Genomic DNA, 18185 nt, shown 5'->3' with positions numbered 1-18185 from the left:
ATTTGTTTACTTTGTTTAAAAAAAGTAGTATTTCATCTATTTATAAATTCGAAAAATCCTTTTTTCTCATAATAAACTCGCCATGAATAAAACCAAACCCTTAATACTGATTACTAATGACGATGGCGTAGCTGCTCCAGGAATCAAGGCCTTAATTGAAGTTATGGCTCAAATTGGAGAAATTGTGGTTGTCGCCCCAGACAAACCACAAAGCGGAATGGGACATGCAATTACCACTAATGAGACCTTGTATCTCAACAAAATTTCGACAGAAAACGACACAATTACCATTTACAGCTGTTCAGGAACTCCTGCTGATTGTGTAAAAATAGCCACTAACGAAGTCCTGAAAAGGAAACCTGATTTATGTGTTTCGGGTATCAATCATGGTTCTAATTCTTCGATAAACGTTATTTATTCGGGAACAATGAGTGCCGCAATTGAAGCTGGAATTGAAGGAATTCCAGCTATTGGTTTTTCGCTTCTAGACTTTGACTGGAATGCCAATTTTGAAGAAATCAAACCTTTCATTCGAAAAATAGTTTTAGAAGCATTAAAAAACAAACTTCCGCAAGATGTAGTTTTGAATGTTAATTTTCCAAAATTAGAACAAGAGCAAATCAAAGGAATTAAAATTTGTCGTCAGGCCAAAGCACTTTGGATGGAAAAATTCCACAAGAGAAAAACACCACAGGGACGTGATTATTACTGGTTGTCGGGCGAATTTGTAAACCAGGACCAGGGCGAAGACACCGATGAATGGGCATTGAAAAACGGATACATTTCTATTGTTCCGGTACAATTTGACTTAACAGCATATCATGCCACAAAACAACTCAACACCTGGAACTGGAACGAATAAATTAAAATTAGCTTTATTTGATTCCTCAATATGGAATGGTTAATTTTGGTTGGCATAAAAAAAGAAACTGTATAAAATGAAATACTACATTATAGCCGGAGAGGCATCAGGTGACTTACATGGTTCTAATTTAATGAAATCACTTTTGAAAGAAGATCCCAATGCCGAAATCCGTTTTTGGGGTGGTGATTTAATGCAGGCTGTAGGCGGTACTTTGGTCAAACATTACCGCGATTTGGCTTTCATGGGTTTCGTAGAAGTGCTGTTTAACCTGAAAACAATCTTAGGAAATATTAAAATTTGCAAAGAAGATATTGGCAAATTTCAGCCCGATGTAATTATTTTTATTGATTATCCCGGTTTTAATATGCGCATTGCCAAATGGGCTAAAGAAATTGGAATTAAAACCCATTATTATATTTCACCACAAATTTGGGCCTGGAAAGAAAACCGAATCAAAGCCATTAAAAGAGATGTGGACAAAATGTATGTGATTTTGCCTTTCGAAAAAAAATTCTACGAAGACAAACATCATTATCCAGTGGAATTTGTGGGACATCCATTGATTGATGCCATTCAAAATCTAAAACCAATTGAAGCAGTAACTTTTAGAGCCGAAAATAATTTAGACGAGAAACCTATTATTGCCTTACTTCCGGGAAGTAGAAAACAGGAAATTACTAAAATGCTTTCGGTAATGCTGAGCGTAGTTGATGATTTCCCTGATTATCAATTTGTCATTGCTGGCGCTCCCAGTCAGGAATTTGCTTTTTACGAGACTTTCATCACCAATAAAAACATTAAATTCATCTCCAATAAAACCTACGATTTATTAAAAATTGCTCACGCAGCCTTAGTCACTTCTGGAACAGCTACTTTAGAAACGGCTCTTTTTAAAATTCCTGAAGTGGTATGCTATAAAGGGAGTTCGATTTCGTACCAAATTGCAAAACGCATTATTACCTTAAAATACATCTCATTAGTCAATCTAATTATGGATGAAGAAGTGGTTACGGAACTAATTCAAGATAACTGCAATACTAAAACCATAAAAAAGGAGTTAAATAAAATACTGGATCCCGAATACCGCAAAAATCTTTTGGCTAAATACGACGCTTTAGAACAAAAATTAGGCGGAGCTGGAGCCAGCGAAAAAACAGCTCAATTAATTATTGCCAATTTGAATGCGTAGAACAGCCCTTTTAAAACATTTTCTATTCTTAGTCCTAATAACATTATTTTTTGTTTCCTGTAAATCTACAGCGGTATCAACCAACGGAAGCAATAAACTTGCCGAACAAATAATTGAATCGGCATCTAAAAACCTTGGCGCACCTTATAAGTATGCAGGAACCACTAAATCGGGATTTGATTGTTCGGGCTTAGTTTTTACAATCTTCAATCAATTTGATATTAAATTACCCCGAAGCTCTGCAGAACAAGCCAAAGTGGGAATTGATTTAGGCAAAAACATTTCGAAAGCTCATAAAGGCGATTTAATTTTTTTTAAAACCAATAATCGAAGCCAAATCAATCATGTGGGAATTGTAGTTGAAACCAAAGATGATGAACTGCAATTCATCCATTCTTCTACTTCTAAAGGCGTTATAATATCCTCAACTAAAGAGGCTTATTACGAAAAAACCTTTAGTCAACTCAACAGAATTTTACCCTAAAAAAATACTTTGTTGCCGAAAATTCGTACTTTAGAATAATGAAAGTACTCGAATTTCCTTTGGCAAAAATCACATTAGCTTTCCTGCTGGGAATCCTAATTGCTTTCTATATCCATCCCAATCCGAAATTAGTTTTCGGGCTTCTTTTTATTTCCTTAGCATTATTAGCTGTTTTATTTTTTGGGTCAAAAACTAATCAGAATACTAAATTTTGTTTTTCCACACTCAGCTATTTTGCTTCCTTTTTAATCGGGATGAGTAGCTTGATTATCCAAACCGATTCTTTTCAAAAAAATAATTACAGTAATTTCAACGCTGCTTTTGAAAAAGAACACAACATCACGCTAATTCTTAGGGAAAAATTAAAAAACAGCATGTACAATGAACGCTACATTGCCTTAGTACAAACTATAGACAACAAAAACTACAGCGGAAGAATTCTATTAAATATCCCAAAAAACACAACTTCCAAGTCCTTTGGAATTGGAACAATGGTAAGCATTAAAGGGAATTTACAGAAAAACAAAAGGCCTGACAATCCTAATCAATTTGACTACAGCAGCTATCTCAACAGCAAACAAATTTATGCACAGCTATATGCCAATTCAGAAAACATAAAAATAAGTCCTGAACCTCAAAAAGACATTTGGTTTTACATTGCCAAAATCAATTCCCGGATTATCCATAATTTAGAAAAATCGCATTTTAACAACTCGGCTTTAGCAGTTGCAACAGCCTTAATTTTAGGACAACGGCAGGATATTTCTCCCGAAATAATACAAGACTATCAATATGCTGGAGCCGTACATATTTTATCAGTTTCGGGTTTGCATGTAGGTTTTATTTTTCTGTTCTTAAACTTCATACTAAAACCGATTCCAAATACCCGAAAAGGTTCATTTATAAAACTAACAATCCTGCTAACAAGCTTATTCTTTTTTGCATTACTAGCCGGACTGTCTCCTTCTATTGTTCGTTCAGTTGTGATGTTTTCCTTTGTTGCCATAGGATTGCACCTTCGAAGAAGCGTCAATATTTACCACACCTTATTAGTTTCAATACTATTGATTTTACTTTTTCAAGCCTATTTTCTATTTGATGTCGGTTTCCAACTCAGCTATCTTGCCGTATTTTTCATTGTTTGGTTCCAACCCATTCTGGCTTCTTATTGGAAACCAAAAAACAAAATATTGAAATACTGCTGGGACATTCTGACAGTTTCATTTGCGGCTCAAATAGGCACTTTGCCATTAAGTCTGTATTACTTTCATCAATTTCCCGGATTGTTTTTCATTACTAATCTAGCGGTCATTCCACTACTCAGCATAATCATGTTTTTAGGCGTTGTTGTTATGTCATTTGCCGCAATGGGATTTACAGCTTTTTGGTTGACAAAACCTTTAGAATGGAGCATTCTATTGTTAAACAAAATCATCAATACCATTGCCTCTTTCGAACAATTTATCATCAAAGACATTCCATTTAACTTTGTCCTGCTTAGTTTTTCTTATGTTCTGATTATTTCAACCATTATTTGGCTAAAAAAACCTCATTTCAACAAACTTGTTTTTGTTCTAATATCAATCATCACACTGCAATTGGCCTTTTTGTTTAACCAATGGCATATTCAAAATCAAGAAGAATGGATTGTTTTTAATTCGAAAAGAAAGACACTAATCGTTCAACGTCACGGCAATGAAGTTTGTCTTTACGCTAATGATAGTGCTTCCGCAAAAAACAAAATGCTGAATTCCTATTTAGTTGGTAATTTCAGCCACATACAAAAACAGGAATCGTTAAGTCACACGGCTTATTTTAAGGGAAATAAAATTCTGATTTTGGACAGCATTGGTATTTTTCCAAAAAATGCAAATCCAGATATTGTATTACTTACTCAAACACCAAAAATCAATCTGGAGCGAATGCTATTATCCTTAAAACCAAAATTAGTTATTGCAGATGGTTCTAATTACAAATACATTTTAAAACAATGGAAGCTGAGTTGTGAAAAACAGAAAATCCCTTTTCACGCTACTGCCGAAAAGGGATTCTATAAATTAAACTAAATTGTTTCTAATTTTATTTTTGATTTAAAATTCCATTAGCCACTTCTAACCAGGCCACTGGACCACCAGGAACGTATCCTGTTTTCCCTAAGCCTCCAAAAGCTGGTTTCCCATCTTTAATTTGAGCAGTCGCAAACCAAACTGTTGGATAACCTTGAACCCCAAAAGCATTTTGCAATTCGTAATTTTGTTGTTTAATTGCCGGAGTTTGCGGCACAGCTCTAGGATAATCTAATTCCACTAATATCACTTTCTCTTTTGCCCACTTCCTGAATTCTGGTGTCGTTAAGACTTCTTTTTGCAAACGAATACACCATCCACACCAGTCACTTCCTGTAAAAAACAACAACAAAGGTTTATGTTCTTTGCTCCCAATAGCCATCGCTTCTTTAACATCCGTATGCCATTTTAGTTCTTGAGCTTGCGTTGAAACAAGACCGATAAAGAAAACAAGGATTAAATATATTTTTCCCATTTGATTTTATTTTTCTGTAATTAACAACAAATATAATACCTAAATTCTATTTCACACCGTGCATTAACTTTTTCATAAGAGGATTCAATGCTATAACTAACAGCCCTGCAACTGTGGGCACTACTGTAAAAATTAAAAAGAAAGTAGATAATGAATAAGTATTGGTAATATTCTCGATTTGTCCTCCCAAAACTGCTGCCAATTTACTACCTATTGCAATGGCCAAATACCACATACCAAACATGAAAGCAACCATTCGAGCCGGTACCAATTTAGAGACGTAAGAAAGTCCTACAGGAGACAAAAACAATTCCCCTATTGTATGGAACAAATAAGCCAGCACCAACCAAATCATCGAAACTTTCACACCTGTACTTATCTCATAAGAACCATAAGCTAATAAACCAAAACCAATAGCCATAATAATTAATCCTAAACCATATTTGGCCGCAGCAGGCGGATTGTACTTACTTTCCCAAATTTTAGAAACATTCGATGCTAAGGCAATAATAAAAAAGGAATTCAAAATAGAAAACCAACTCGGATCAATTTCAGAGGCTTCTTTACTAAACTCGTTATTCAGCATCCATATTGAAATACCCCAAACCATAAAAAAAGTAATGGCTAATACAATATTAGATACTGTTATCTTTTTCCAAGTTTCTTTAGCCAATAAAAACAAAACCCACGATATGATTATTAATGGAACTACGGTTAATAAAGTATTAATAGAATTAAAAACAGTTAAAGAAGTTCCCTTTAAAGTTCTATCCACATTGTCTCTGGCAAAAATAACCAGTGAAGAAGCTGCTTGCTCAAAAGACATCCAGAAAAAAATAGTAAAAAATGCAAATACAATTACAGCAATCATTCTATCACGTACTATTTTTGTATAACGCAACAACCTTGAAATTACCAAATATAAGAACAAAGCTAAACCAATAAGTACCACAAAAATAGAACCATCAAGTTCGCCAACTTGAAAAGGAAATAAATTAATATGACCAATTTTTGAAAGCGGATCATTAAAAGCATACAACAAACCAATTGTTGTTGAAACAACTATTAAAACATAATCTACAATTACAAAAGGATTAGGTGTATCTTCAGCATCATTAGAAAGTCTTGATTTTGCAATGGCTGCCTCTCTTTTTTCTTTTGAAGGAACATTTCCAACATCACCAAATAATGGTTTAGCCATCCAAAACTGTAACGTCCCTAATAGCATAAAAACACCTGCTAAACCAAATCCCCAGCGCCATCCTAAATGAGCAGCTAAATAACCGCAAAGCATCATCCCGAAAAAAGCTCCTGCATTAACTCCCATATAAAAAATGGTATAAGCACTGTCTTTTCTTTCTGGGAATCCTTTATATATTTCGGATAATATTGAAGTCATATTGGGTTTAAAAAAACCAGTTCCAATTACCAATAAACTCAACCCAACATACAACATAAAAGGTGTATCCAAAAACATAGCAACATGCCCTAAAGTCATAATAATAGAGCCTACTACCACTGCCCTATTGTACCCAATATATCTATCGGCTATAATCCCTCCATATATAGGTGTGATATACAATAACAAAGCATAGGTCCCATATAAAGACCCCGCTTTTTCAGCATCCCAACCCCATCCCGGATTTATCCCTGTAATTGGAGCAGTTAAAAATAAAATCAACAACACTCTCATTCCGTAAAACGAAAAACGCTCCCACATTTCAGTAAAAAAAAGAACAAATAAACCCGCCGGATGTCCTAAAACGGAGCTTTTAAAAAAATTATCTTGAGTATCCTGATTCATAAATGAGATGTTAGTGGGTTGGTATTTCTAATGGTATTTTTTGGGGAATTAAAAATTCTAATCCAAATATACTTCTAAAATTCAAACTTCTTAATTTGATTTATAGATTTTCCTTTATAAAATTAGTCATCTTATTAAACAATTGAATTCGGGTCATTCCACCATAAATCCCATGATTGCAATCGGGATAAATTTGGGAATCAAATTGTTTATTCGCTTTAATTAAGGCATTCATCATTTCCATCGAATTTTGAACATGCACATTATCATCGGCACTTCCATGAATTAAAAGGTACTTTCCTTTTAGCTTAGCAGCAAAATTAATTGGCGAATTATCATCATAACCACTGGCATTTTCCTGCGGTGTATGCATGTATCTTTCGGTATAAACCGAATCATAAAATCTCCAATTGGTAACGGGAGCCACGGCAATAGCCATTTTAAAAATATCATTTCCTTTTAAAAGACAATTGGAAGCCATAAATCCGCCGTAAGACCAACCAAAGATCCCGATTCTGGATTTGTCGACATAAGGATAATTCCCAATAACTTTTGCAGCATCAATCTGATCTTCCACTTCGTATTTTCCTAGTTGCAATTGCGTTACTTTCTTAAATGCAGCACCTTTAAAACCGGTTCCTCTACCATCAACACAGGCCACAATATAACCTTGTTGTGAAAGCATTAAACACCAATAATCATCTATCGAATTCCATTGATTAGCCACTTGTTGCGAAGCCGGCCCTGAATATTGTGTCATAAAGACCGGATATTTTTTAGAAGCATCAAAATTTTTCGGTTTTATTATCCAGGCATTCAATTCGTTTCCTTTCTCGGTTTTTAAAACAAAAAACTCTTTTGTTGGCAAATTATATTCTTTTAATCGGTTTGCTAAAGCGGCATTATTCTCAATCACTTTCAATTCTTTCCCCGACTTCACTTCATTCAAAGTATAAGTTGTAGGCTGAATCACGCTGGAAAAAGTGCGGATATAATAATCGAAATTAGGACTAAAAGTTGCTTCATTAGTTCCTAATTCATTAGACAAAGCCACTTTATTAGTTCCTTTCAATCCTATTTTATAAACTCCTCTGTTGATCGAACCATTTTCGGTAGACTGATAAAAAACTGTATTTGTTTTCTCATCCAATCCATAAAATTTGGTCACTTCCCAGTTCCCTTTGGTCACCTGATTCTTTAATTTTCCTGTCTTATCATAATAGTAAATATGATTAAAACCATCTTTTTCGCTGGTCCAAATAAAACTATTGTCTTTTAGAAAAGTAAGATTATCGGTAACATCAATGTAAGCCTTGTCTTTTTCATTCAAAACCACATTTTTAGCTGCCGAATTCCCATCAATAAAAAGCAGGTCTAAATTATCCTGATGACGATTTAAAACCTGAGCCGACAACACATTGGCATCATTAGTCCATTGTATTCTGGCAATATAAAAATCAGTATAATTGCTCAAATTCACCGTCTTAGAATCTTTAGACGCAACATCATAAATATGTAAAGACACCTCCGAATTTTTCTCACCAGCTTTTGGGTATTTAAAAGTTTCCACCGCAGGATATAACTGCTGATTGAAAACAGTCATAGAAAATTCAGGCACTTCCAACTCGTCAAATCGAATGAAAGCTATTTTTTTACTGTCTTTTGACCAATCAAAAGCGCGAACAAAAGAAAATTCCTCTTCATAAACCCAATCACAAATTCCGTTGATAATGGCATTTTTCTTTCCATCAGTCGTAATCTGCGTTGTTGTTTTTGATTCTATATCATAAACATATAAATTATTCTCTCTGGCAAAAGCAATCTTCTTCCCATCAGGAGAAAAAGTAGGTTCCTGAATTTGGAAATCGAATAATGGTACCAATTCTTTCTTCGAAATATCATACAAATAATAATCAGCAGTAAATGAATGACGATAGATTTGACTGGAGTTACAAGCCAGTAACAACATTTTCTCACTCGAATCGAAAGTATAACTATCAATCGCCGGCATGCCTTTATGGTCTTTAGTATCGATAATGGTGGCTGTTTTTTGCAAAGTCTCAAAATCAAACAAATCAATCTGTGTGGACTGTGCCGCCTGATTGTAATTCAAAACCGTGTATTGATTCGATTTTTTTAACGAATGCAACTCATCCATATCCTGAGTTCGGAACATTCCCCGATAGATCGATTCGACAGAAATTTTTTGTTGTCCAAAAACACTAAGAGTCAACAAAAACAAAACGAAGGGTAGCAACTTATGCTTCATAAATTTGGAGGTATAAATAAAAGTATCCCAATTTTAATAAAAAAATCACAATTATCTCACATTTAATTGATTTAAATGTGTTTCACAAAATAACAACAATCCCATTTATTGACACTAAATTAATGGCAAATAAAAAGCTGAAAACGTATCTTTGCGCCACATTATACTATAATCCATTGAAAATGAACAAAGCCGTAGCAGGATTCTCTAAATTATCAAAAGAAGAAAAAATAAACTGGATAGCCTCAGCCTATTTTTCAAATCCGGAAAATGCCATCCAATTATTAAAAAAATACTGGAATAGCGACGAAAAACTCCAAAAACTACACGATGAATTTATAGAAAACACCATCAGTAATTTCTACATTCCACTTGGTGTTGCGCCAAATTTCCTTATCAACGGGAAATACCACACTATTCCAATGGCTATCGAAGAAAGCTCTGTGGTGGCAGCTGCTTCTAAATCGGCTAAATTCTGGGCAAGCAGAGGCGGTTTTAAAACTACAGTTATCAATACCGAAAAAATAGGTCAGGTACATTTTATCTTCAAAGGAGATGTTTCTAAACTGGAATTATTTTTTGTACAAACCAAAGCTAAGTTTTTCTCGGAAACAGAAAATCTTACCAAAAACATGCAACTACGCGGCGGTGGAATTCTGGACATTACACTGGAAGACAAAACGATATTGTTGCCTAATTATTTCCAACTTCATGCTACTTTTGAGACTAAAGACAGCATGGGAGCTAATTTTATCAACTCCTGTTTAGAGCAATTTGCCAATATATTAAAATCAGAAGCACAGGCTTACGAAATCTTTACCGAAGAAGAAAAAAACATCGAAGTGGTGATGAGTATTCTTTCGAACTATGTTCCTAATTGCGTTGTGCGAGCCGAAGTTTCTTGTCCTCTAGAAGAACTGGCCGAAAAACACATCCCAAATCCGGAAGCATTTGCCGAGCGTTTTGTTCGAGCGGTACAAATTGCCGAAGTAGAACCCTTTCGTGCCGTAACCCACAACAAAGGAATCATGAACGGTATTGACGCCGTAATCTTAGCTACAGGAAATGACTTTAGAGCCGTAGAAGCCGGAGTTCATGCTTATGCTGCCAAAGCCGGTCAATACAGTAGTTTGTCTCATGCTAAAATAGAAAACGGTATTTTCAGCTTTTGGCTCGAAGTTCCTTTAGCCTTAGGGACTGTTGGCGGATTAACGAGTTTACATCCTTTGGTTAAACTTTCATTGGAAATGCTCGAAAACCCATCAGCCAGTGAATTAATGGAAATTGTTGTCGTTGCGGGATTAGCACAAAATTTTGCTGCTTTACGTTCATTGACTACAACAGGAATTCAGGACGGACACATGAAAATGCACCTGAACAATATCCTGAATCAATTTGAAGCTACAACTGAAGAACGTCATTTGATACAAAAACACTTTAAAAATCATGTGGTATCACATAGTGGAGTTGTAAACTTTATTGAAAACTTAAGGCAAAAAATATAGTAGAACGAATTCTAATTCAATTCGAAAATGGATACAAAAAAAACATTTTACAGCAACGGAAAATTACTAATTACCGCTGAATATTTGGTATTAGACGGAGCTAAAGCATTTGCATTGCCTACTAAATTTGGTCAAAATCTAATTATTGAAGAAGGCGACTATCAGGAAATAAAATGGACCAGTTATGATGCCGATGGAAGTATCTGGTTTGAAGAGGAAATTCTTTTTTCGGAAATAAAAGAGCCTAAAAATCACGAAGTTGAATCTATAAAAAACACTTTAATACAGATTCTAAACGAAGCTTACTTTTTAAATCCTGTCTTCCTAAATCAGGAAAAAGGATATAAAATAAGTACCGAGTTAAGCTTTCCAAAAAAATGGGGATTAGGCACTTCTTCAACACTTATCAATAATATCGCCCAATGGTTAGACATTAATGCGTTTGAATTACTGAATAATAGTTTTGGCGGCAGCGGTTATGACATTGCCTGTGCGCAAAATAACAAACCAATTACATACCAATTAAAACACGGCAAACCAAAGGTGGAGACCATTAGTTTTCATCCTAATTTTACCGATAGCATTTACTTTGTGTATTTGAATAAAAAACAAAGCAGCAAAACTGCTATAGCCAAATACCAAAACAACAAATCCAGCGAGATAGAAAAAGACATTTCTAAAATAGACAAACTAACCCAGGAAATTATTCATGCTAAAAGCAGTGCTGCTTTGGCTCACGCCATTGCTAAACATGAGGCTACAATGAGTTATATTTTAGAAACAACTACCGTAAAGGAAAATTTATTTTCTGATTTTATGGGCGAAATAAAAAGCCTGGGAGCTTGGGGAGGCGATTTTATCATGGTGGTTTCTGAAGTGAACCCTATAACTTATTTTACTTCTAAAGGTTTTACGACAATTATACCTTATAAGGAAATGATATTGGAATAATACCCAAAAAACATAAAAAAAGTCCCGAAATTTTCATTTCGGGACTTTTTTATGAAATTAAAATTAATCTATACTATAAAACTAGTAATTAAATTGTTTTCTATTGTCTTTAATATCAGCAATATCTTTAAGAGCTGGCAACACTCTATTTACATCTCCAGCCGATTGTGCTTTTAATTTAGCAACATAAGGAGCAACATCTTTTACTGCCGGAGCTTTAACAATACTTGTAGTTTTCACTACATAAACACCTGTATTTCCTTCAATAGGAGCTGATATTTTGTTAGCAGCTAAAGCAAATGCATTTCCTACTACTCTTGGCTCTTGACCAACACCACCATTCAATACCGGATTTTCTAAAGTAACATTAGCTGCTTGCTCTACTTTAGATCCTGTAGCTTTAGCAATAGCTTCAAGAGAACTTCCGTTCATTTTAGCTTTAAGTATTTCAGCTTTCTTAGCATTTTTTAACTTAGTTTCGATAAATGGTCTTACCTGATCAATTGGAGCTAGTCCTGAATCGTCAATATTTTTAACTTTTGCAATTACGTGACCTAAATTAGCTACTTCAAAACGTTTTACCGAACCTACTTTAGTATCATCTTCAAATGCCCATCTTACAATATTTCTTTGATTTCCTAAAGCCCCAAATGTCTCATCCATTGCTTTTACTGAAACCGCAGGAGTTACAGTCAATTTCATTTCTTTTGCCACTTTATTGAAGTCTTTATCAGCAGCTTCCATTTCGAATTTAGTTGCCTGAGTAAAGATTTTGTCTGAAGTAGCTTCTGAAGCCTCTAATTTTTGAGCTACGGTAGCCAAACGAATTCCGTCTTGTTTATCAGTAACTTTAATGATATGGAATCCAAAAGGAGTTTCTACTAAACCAATTTTTCCAATAGGATTAGTGAAAACAAAATCGCTAAAAGGTTTCACCATTTGACCAGGTCCAAAATAACCTAAATCACCACCTTGCTGTGCAGATGAATCATCAGAATACTGGAATGCCAACATCATGAAACTATCCGGATTAGCATTAACCTGAGCTAATACTTCTTCAGCTTTAGCCTTAGCCTCTTCTTTAGTTCTTTTTTCTCTTTGGTTAGGAACCTGTGCTCCTTCATAACTAATCAAGATATGACTTGCCTTAGCATTTACACCTAATTTTTTACCCAAAGATTTTGAAATACAGTAGTAATTTCCAAAAACATAAGGACCATAAACTGCACCAGGAGCCAAATTAAATAATTGCTCAGCATCTACAGCAGGTAAATCTTTCTTAGGTACATAAGTAGAATCATAAGGAACATCTGAATTTGAGTTTACAAATTCAATTGCATTAGCAGTAGTTCTAAATCCTGCTACAGTATCATTTTTACCGGTTGCCTGATTGTAAACCACACTTCCTGATAACAAAGCATTGATTTTTGATTTTACCTCAGCAACATCTTCTTTAGATGGTTTGTCTTCTATTAAAACATACTCTAAAGCACGAGACTCTTCAGCTTTGTATTTCTTTTCGTTTTTCTTCATATATTCTAAAATCTCAGCATCAGTCACTTTTACATCACTGTCTTTGATTGAAGAAAACAAAGCTCCAACATAAGAGAAATTAGCCTTATCAGCTTCCATCTTATATTTCAATTTACCTTCAGCCTTTGTTGTATAAGAAGCCGCTTTTACTAATGTGCTGTAAATTTGGTATTTTGCATTTAACTCAGCATCTTTTTCTCTTTGTTTCAAATATTCTGCCTGTGCAGGATTTGCTTTAAAGTATTCTTTAAATTTTGCCAAATCAAACATCCCTGCAGCATTCAGGAACATTGGATTTTGACCAATATTTTGATCAGCTTTTAAGATTTCGATGATGTGTTTTTCACCCACTCTTAATCCTAATTTATCAAATTCAGACGTTAATAAAGCCACAGAAACTTCTTGTTCCCAAACTCTGTTAGCCGCTGCCGTAGAACTGATCCCCTGACCACTTTTCTCAACATCACTTACTTTAAGTCTAAAATCCTCAAATGAAATATCTTTTCCATTGATGCTTCCCACATCTTTTGAAGTACTGCTTAATGTACCACTTTTGAACAAATCACCTATTAGGAATGCAAATAAAGCAAGTGCAATTACTGCAATCATTAAGGCGGATCGTTGTCTAATTTTTGATAAAACTGCCATTTTTATTGTCGTTAATTTTATATTCAGTTTGCGAAAATACAATTATCTCGCTAATAACAATACAAGTAACGTTTTATTTTAAAAGATTTTTCAATTTTCTAAAAAAATTACTCTTTTAGTGTCATTTTTACTAATTCAATTTTTTTATTTGTCGCCTCTTCAATTACGAAATGATAGCTCCCAATGGTGATTACATCGCCTTTTTGAGGAATCTCTTTTGTAAAATCGACAATAAACCCACCCAAAGTTCCATAAGAATCACTCTCTGGAATTTGCAGTTTATACGTTTGATTTAAATACTCCACATCAAAACGCGTCGAAAAAAGATACACACCATCTTCCAGTTCTTTTTCGATTAATTCTTCGTCCGAATCGTGCTCATCTTCAATTTCACCAAAAAGCTCCTCTACAATATCTTCTACTGTAATGATACCCGAAGTTCCTCCGTATTCATCCAAAACTACGGCTACACTTTTTCGCTTTTTAGTAAGCAAATCCATGACTTCTTTTATATAAATGGTCTCAGGCACGTATTCAACCGGAATAACTACCGATTTGATATGCTTGGGCTTTTTAAACAAATCAAAGGAATGCACATAACCAAGAATTTCATCCAATGAATTCTCGTAAACCACAATTTTAGAATAACCCGTTTCCACGAATAATTCTTTAAGTTCTTCAACCGAATCATACAAATCCACCGCCACAATTTCTGTTCTCGGTGTCATGACGTCTCTTGCCTTTACTCCCGAAAACTCCAATGCATTTTGAAAAATCTGAATCTCCGAATCCACCTCTTGATCATCCTCCACCGTACTCATTTGCTCAGTGATGTAATTCCCTAATTCTACCTTAGAAAAATACAATTGAATTTGGTCGCCTTCGGTTCTGAAGAATTTCTTCAAAATAAAATCAGAAACCCAAATTAAAAATGTGGAAATAAAATAAAACAACAAATAGAAACCATAAGCCGGAACGGCAAAAAACTTGATTAAGCTATTCGAATAAATTTGGAAGAAAACCTTTGGGAAAAACTCCGCTGTAATCAAAACAATCATTGTTGAGATTACAGTTTGAATAAACAAACTCAGAAAATCTGAAAAATGATAATTCAAAGAAGTTACCCATTCCATAACGAGATCTCCCATGAAAAAACCATAAACCACTATTGCAATATTGTTCCCAATAAGCATTGCAGCAATAAACTTAGACGGTTTTTCAGTAAGCTTAGTAAGTATTTTTGAAATAAAACTATCTTGTTTTTTCTCGATTTCAAGATAAATTTTATTAGAAGAGATGAATGCAATTTCCATCCCTGAAAAAAAAGCAGATAGTATTAGACATAGTATGATAATACTAACTTCCATAAATTATGATTTACGGTTACGATCCTGCATTTTTTTTGCAAATCTTCTTCTAAAGAAAAACATAAAAACTGCCAAGCCCGCTATTAAAAGACTCAAAACTGGCGTTGCATTTACATCATTCCATTTTGTAATAGCATCGTAAGCAAAAAAAACAGCGAAAAGAAGATAAAGATAAGGAGTGTATTTTAAAAAACTCATAGTGTGTAAAATTGATAATTATTCGGCTGTTTCTACCTCGCCGGTTATTCTTTGGGAATTAATTACTTTAAAATCTTTGCTAAAATCGATTCCCTGACCGTTTGAAGCTCCTTTCAAACTCGTAAATTTAAACTTTTTCTCGGTAAAAAACCATTCATTTTTCTGGTCGTAATACAATTGTTCCGTCTCTAATATTTGTCCGTCCTGAGAAACAATTTTTACTTTCCCCTGCAAATCAATAATATTTGTTTGCTTATAAGAAACAGCATAATTTGAAGTTACGCGGGTTTTCTTAGCTTTTTTATCATACAAAGTAACGTCGATTCCTTTTGGGAATTCTGTAAACGGAAAATCTACAGTGGCATAATCCAGCATTTTTGAGCTAAGCAAAACTGCTTTTATCAAACCCGAGTCGGTGTATTTTAAATTAACATTGTCTGCATCTCCTGTTGGGGTAAACTCGGTAAAATTAATTTTCTGCACTTTCTTAAAATTACTCTCGCATCCAAAAAACAGAGTCACAGCTAAGGCCGTGACTACCGCAAACATTTTATTTTTTTTTAGTAAAAACATAGTTTTAAACAAGCAAAGTGAAACTAAGCAAATTTCCCTTATGACGATTATTAATCAAACTTTCTTTTAACAAACCATCTGTCATTAAGCGAAAGTCCTACGCTAAATTTAGCATAATTTTCCTGAACTAAAGACGCCGAAGTAGTCCCTCTCTTTCCTAATTCGAAACCAAAGTTTATATTAGAAAAACTACCCGTGATAGGCAATCCAAGTCCAAGACTGAAACCGCGGTCTTTAATAGATTGAGAATTTACAATTAAACCTGTTTGCTCATACTTAATCCCCGCTCTATAAACAATTCTTTTAAAATAATTTGAAAAAGAACCATAATTAGGAATAAAATATCCCCCTAAACTATATTTCATTGCTTTTTCATAAGACACATTATTCGTCGCATTATAAGTATTTACCAAATCTCCTTTACTTGCCGAAATAATTTGTGCCCCAACTAACCATTTTTTAGATTCTCCAATCCCTAAACCCAATCGCAATTCGCTAGGTAAAGTTAATTTTTCTGAATCTGTCTCCTCATCTGATGATTCTACCGTAGCCAAATCAAATCCTGAAGTATAACTTACTACAGATACATTTCGGGTACTAGTCGATGCTAACTTGCTTTCTAATTTATAACTCAAGCTACTGTAAAGATTCAACTTCTTGCTCAATTTTGCCTGGTACAAAGCACCAAAATTAAAGTTTACTCCAGACAAGCTGGCATTATTCAACTCGCGGCTTCCGAACACCACTCCATTTTGATATTGAAAATTAGTAGTCTCGATACGACCAAAACTATAATCTACATTAGCACCTACACTAAAATTAGGAACTATTTTATAAGAAGCTGCAAAAAAAGCTTTACTTACTCCACCAGTTCCAAATTTACGGGTATTTGTCCCATATAATACATCCGAAAGCTCTTCGGTTTTATAACCTACAGAAGAATAAGGAATCAAACCAAATCCCACTCCTAATTTACCCATAGGTAATCCTACAGCCAAATAGTCAAAAGTAGTTCTCTTGGCTTTTTCAGAACCAGAATCATTTTTTAAAGTGGTCAAATTATAAGTTCCACCAACAGTAAAAGTGGTTAATTTTAGATTAGAATAACTCGCGGGATTATCTAAATTGATATGAATACTATCCTGCTCTACTTGTACCCCTGCCATAGAACGACTTTCAATCGTTCCTTTAAATCGTACATCTCCAATTCCGTAAAAAGAATAAGGTGACGCAGTCCCCTCCTGAGCAAAAGATACCAGTGATAAAAGCAAACAGAAGCTTGTTATAATTTTTCTAATCATTTTTGATTTTATATTGAAATGTTTGGTTCAAACTCTCCAAAAGGAAATTTGAATTGGCAAATATGGTATTTTTTAATCGTTTAGCCAAAAAATCTGCATCACCACCCGTTAAAATTATGATAATTTTTGTACAAGCTGCCTTATATTCATCTATGAAACCGTCAATCTCATAGACCAATCCATTGACCACACCTGAATGAATGGATTCTGTAGTTGATTTCCCGATATAATCTTCAGGGCTCTGCACAGCCAATAATGGTAGCTTTGCCGTAAACTGATGTAAAGACTCATATCTTAATCGCAATCCCGGAGCAATGGCACCGCCCTGATACACATTGTTTTCATCAACAAAGTCATAAGTAACACAGGTTCCGGCATCGATTATCAATCTGTTTTGATTTGGATATAACAAAGTAGCTCCCGCAGCAAGCACCATACGGTCAATTCCTAAAGTTTTTGGGGTTCCATAATTATTGGAAAACGGAAAAGAATCTTCATTTGAAACAAAATAAACTTTAAGCTCTGTTTCGAATGCCAGAAAAGATTGTTTTTCGACATCTCCTACCGAAGAAACAACCAAATGAGCTATTGTTTTAAATCTTTCTAAAATTTTTTTAATCTTTTTTTCAAGCTCTATTTTATCAAAAACAAAACTTTCCAAAACGGTATCACCCTCAAAAACAGCCGCTTTAATTCGGGTATTCCCCACATCAATAGTTAATATCATATTTTGACTTTTGGTGTAGCGAAGGTACGAATAGATTTTTTCATAAAAATGTTTTGGATATATTAAAAATGGTTCTATATTTGCACCCGCAACAAGCACGGTACCTTAGCTCAGATGGTAGAGCAATGGACTGAAAATCCATGTGTCCCTGGTTCGATCCCTGGAGGTACCACAAAACCCGAATTCTTAGAGTTCGGGTTTTTTGTTTTTATAAGTTTTCATAAAAAATT

15 protein-coding genes and 1 tRNA gene are annotated in these 18185 nt (G+C 34.4%); 7 read left to right on the top strand and 9 right to left on the bottom strand.

Features of this window, described 5'->3' with window-relative positions:
- The first annotated feature begins 82 nt into the window (after positions 1–82).
- From surE to EOD40_RS14690, 4 genes are all read left to right on the top strand, one after another.
- Complete coding sequence (gene surE, locus EOD40_RS14705; protein WP_128196805.1) at positions 83–862, top strand: 5'/3'-nucleotidase SurE; 780 nt, start codon at positions 83–85, stop codon at positions 860–862.
- 76 nt (positions 863–938) lie between these two features.
- Entirely contained in the window at positions 939–2054 is a 1116-nt protein-coding gene (lpxB, locus tag EOD40_RS14700; protein WP_128196803.1) for a lipid-A-disaccharide synthase, read from the top strand.
- Entirely contained in the window at positions 2047–2538 is a 492-nt protein-coding gene (locus tag EOD40_RS14695; protein WP_128196801.1) for a C40 family peptidase, read from the top strand. The genes lpxB and EOD40_RS14695 overlap by 8 nt, the downstream gene beginning before the upstream one ends.
- 38 nt (positions 2539–2576) lie before the next feature.
- Positions 2577–4604: a ComEC/Rec2 family competence protein gene (locus EOD40_RS14690; protein ID WP_128196800.1), complete on the top strand. Its 2028-nt coding sequence runs from the start codon at positions 2577–2579 to the stop codon at positions 4602–4604.
- 13 nt (positions 4605–4617) lie between these two features.
- Here EOD40_RS14690 and EOD40_RS14685 read toward each other — a convergent pair whose 3' ends face one another.
- From EOD40_RS14685 to EOD40_RS14675, 3 genes are all read right to left on the bottom strand, one after another.
- Positions 4618–5079, bottom strand: coding sequence for a thioredoxin family protein (locus tag EOD40_RS14685; protein WP_128196798.1), 462 nt, complete (start codon positions 5077–5079; stop codon positions 4618–4620).
- A 46-nt stretch (positions 5080–5125) separates the two neighbouring features.
- On the bottom strand, positions 5126–6883 hold the full coding sequence (locus EOD40_RS14680) for a peptide MFS transporter (RefSeq protein ID WP_128196797.1): 1758 nt from the start codon (positions 6881–6883) through the stop codon (positions 5126–5128).
- A gap of 100 nt (positions 6884–6983) precedes the next feature.
- Entirely contained in the window at positions 6984–9152 is a 2169-nt protein-coding gene (locus EOD40_RS14675; RefSeq protein ID WP_128196795.1) for a S9 family peptidase, read from the bottom strand.
- Positions 9153–9334: 182 nt separating this feature from the next.
- Between EOD40_RS14675 and EOD40_RS14670 the strand changes: the two genes are divergently transcribed.
- Complete coding sequence (locus EOD40_RS14670; RefSeq protein WP_128196933.1) at positions 9335–10657, top strand: hydroxymethylglutaryl-CoA reductase, degradative; 1323 nt, start codon at positions 9335–9337, stop codon at positions 10655–10657.
- Positions 10658–10684: 27 nt separating this feature from the next.
- Positions 10685–11608 (top strand): GYDIA family GHMP kinase, encoded by a 924-nt coding sequence (locus EOD40_RS14665; protein WP_128196793.1) that lies wholly within the window; start codon positions 10685–10687, stop codon positions 11606–11608.
- Positions 11609–11689: 81 nt separating this feature from the next.
- Here EOD40_RS14665 and EOD40_RS14660 read toward each other — a convergent pair whose 3' ends face one another.
- From EOD40_RS14660 to EOD40_RS14635, 6 genes are all read right to left on the bottom strand, one after another.
- Positions 11690–13789, bottom strand: coding sequence for a peptidylprolyl isomerase (locus EOD40_RS14660; RefSeq protein ID WP_128196791.1), 2100 nt, complete (start codon positions 13787–13789; stop codon positions 11690–11692).
- 107 nt (positions 13790–13896) lie between these two features.
- Positions 13897–15156, bottom strand: a complete 1260-nt coding sequence (locus EOD40_RS14655; RefSeq protein WP_128196789.1) for a hemolysin family protein — start codon at positions 15154–15156, stop codon at positions 13897–13899.
- 3 nt (positions 15157–15159) lie between these two features.
- Positions 15160–15354, bottom strand: coding sequence for a DUF6526 family protein (locus EOD40_RS14650; RefSeq protein ID WP_128196788.1), 195 nt, complete (start codon positions 15352–15354; stop codon positions 15160–15162).
- An 18-nt stretch (positions 15355–15372) separates the two neighbouring features.
- The gene (gene lptC / locus EOD40_RS14645; RefSeq protein ID WP_231129640.1) at positions 15373–15903 is read right to left on the bottom strand and encodes an LPS export ABC transporter periplasmic protein LptC; all 531 of its coding nucleotides are present in this window, start codon (positions 15901–15903) and stop codon (positions 15373–15375) included.
- Between the two features lie 74 nt (positions 15904–15977).
- Complete coding sequence (locus tag EOD40_RS14640; protein WP_128196784.1) at positions 15978–17228, bottom strand: hypothetical protein; 1251 nt, start codon at positions 17226–17228, stop codon at positions 15978–15980.
- Positions 17221–17955, bottom strand: a complete 735-nt coding sequence (locus EOD40_RS14635) for a type III pantothenate kinase (RefSeq protein ID WP_128196783.1) — start codon at positions 17953–17955, stop codon at positions 17221–17223. Before EOD40_RS14635 ends, EOD40_RS14640 begins: the two co-directional genes overlap by 8 nt.
- 99 nt (positions 17956–18054) lie before the next feature.
- Between EOD40_RS14635 and EOD40_RS14630 the strand changes: the two genes are divergently transcribed.
- Positions 18055–18127 (top strand) — tRNA-Phe (locus EOD40_RS14630).
- The last annotated feature ends 58 nt before the right edge of the window (positions 18128–18185 follow it).

This window comes from Flavobacterium sufflavum, from assembly GCF_004016525.1.
Taxonomy (GTDB): Bacteria; Bacteroidota; Bacteroidia; order Flavobacteriales; family Flavobacteriaceae; genus Flavobacterium; species Flavobacterium sufflavum.
The sequence above is the reverse complement of the archived record's forward strand: the minus strand, read 5'-3'. Positions and strand labels throughout refer to the sequence as shown.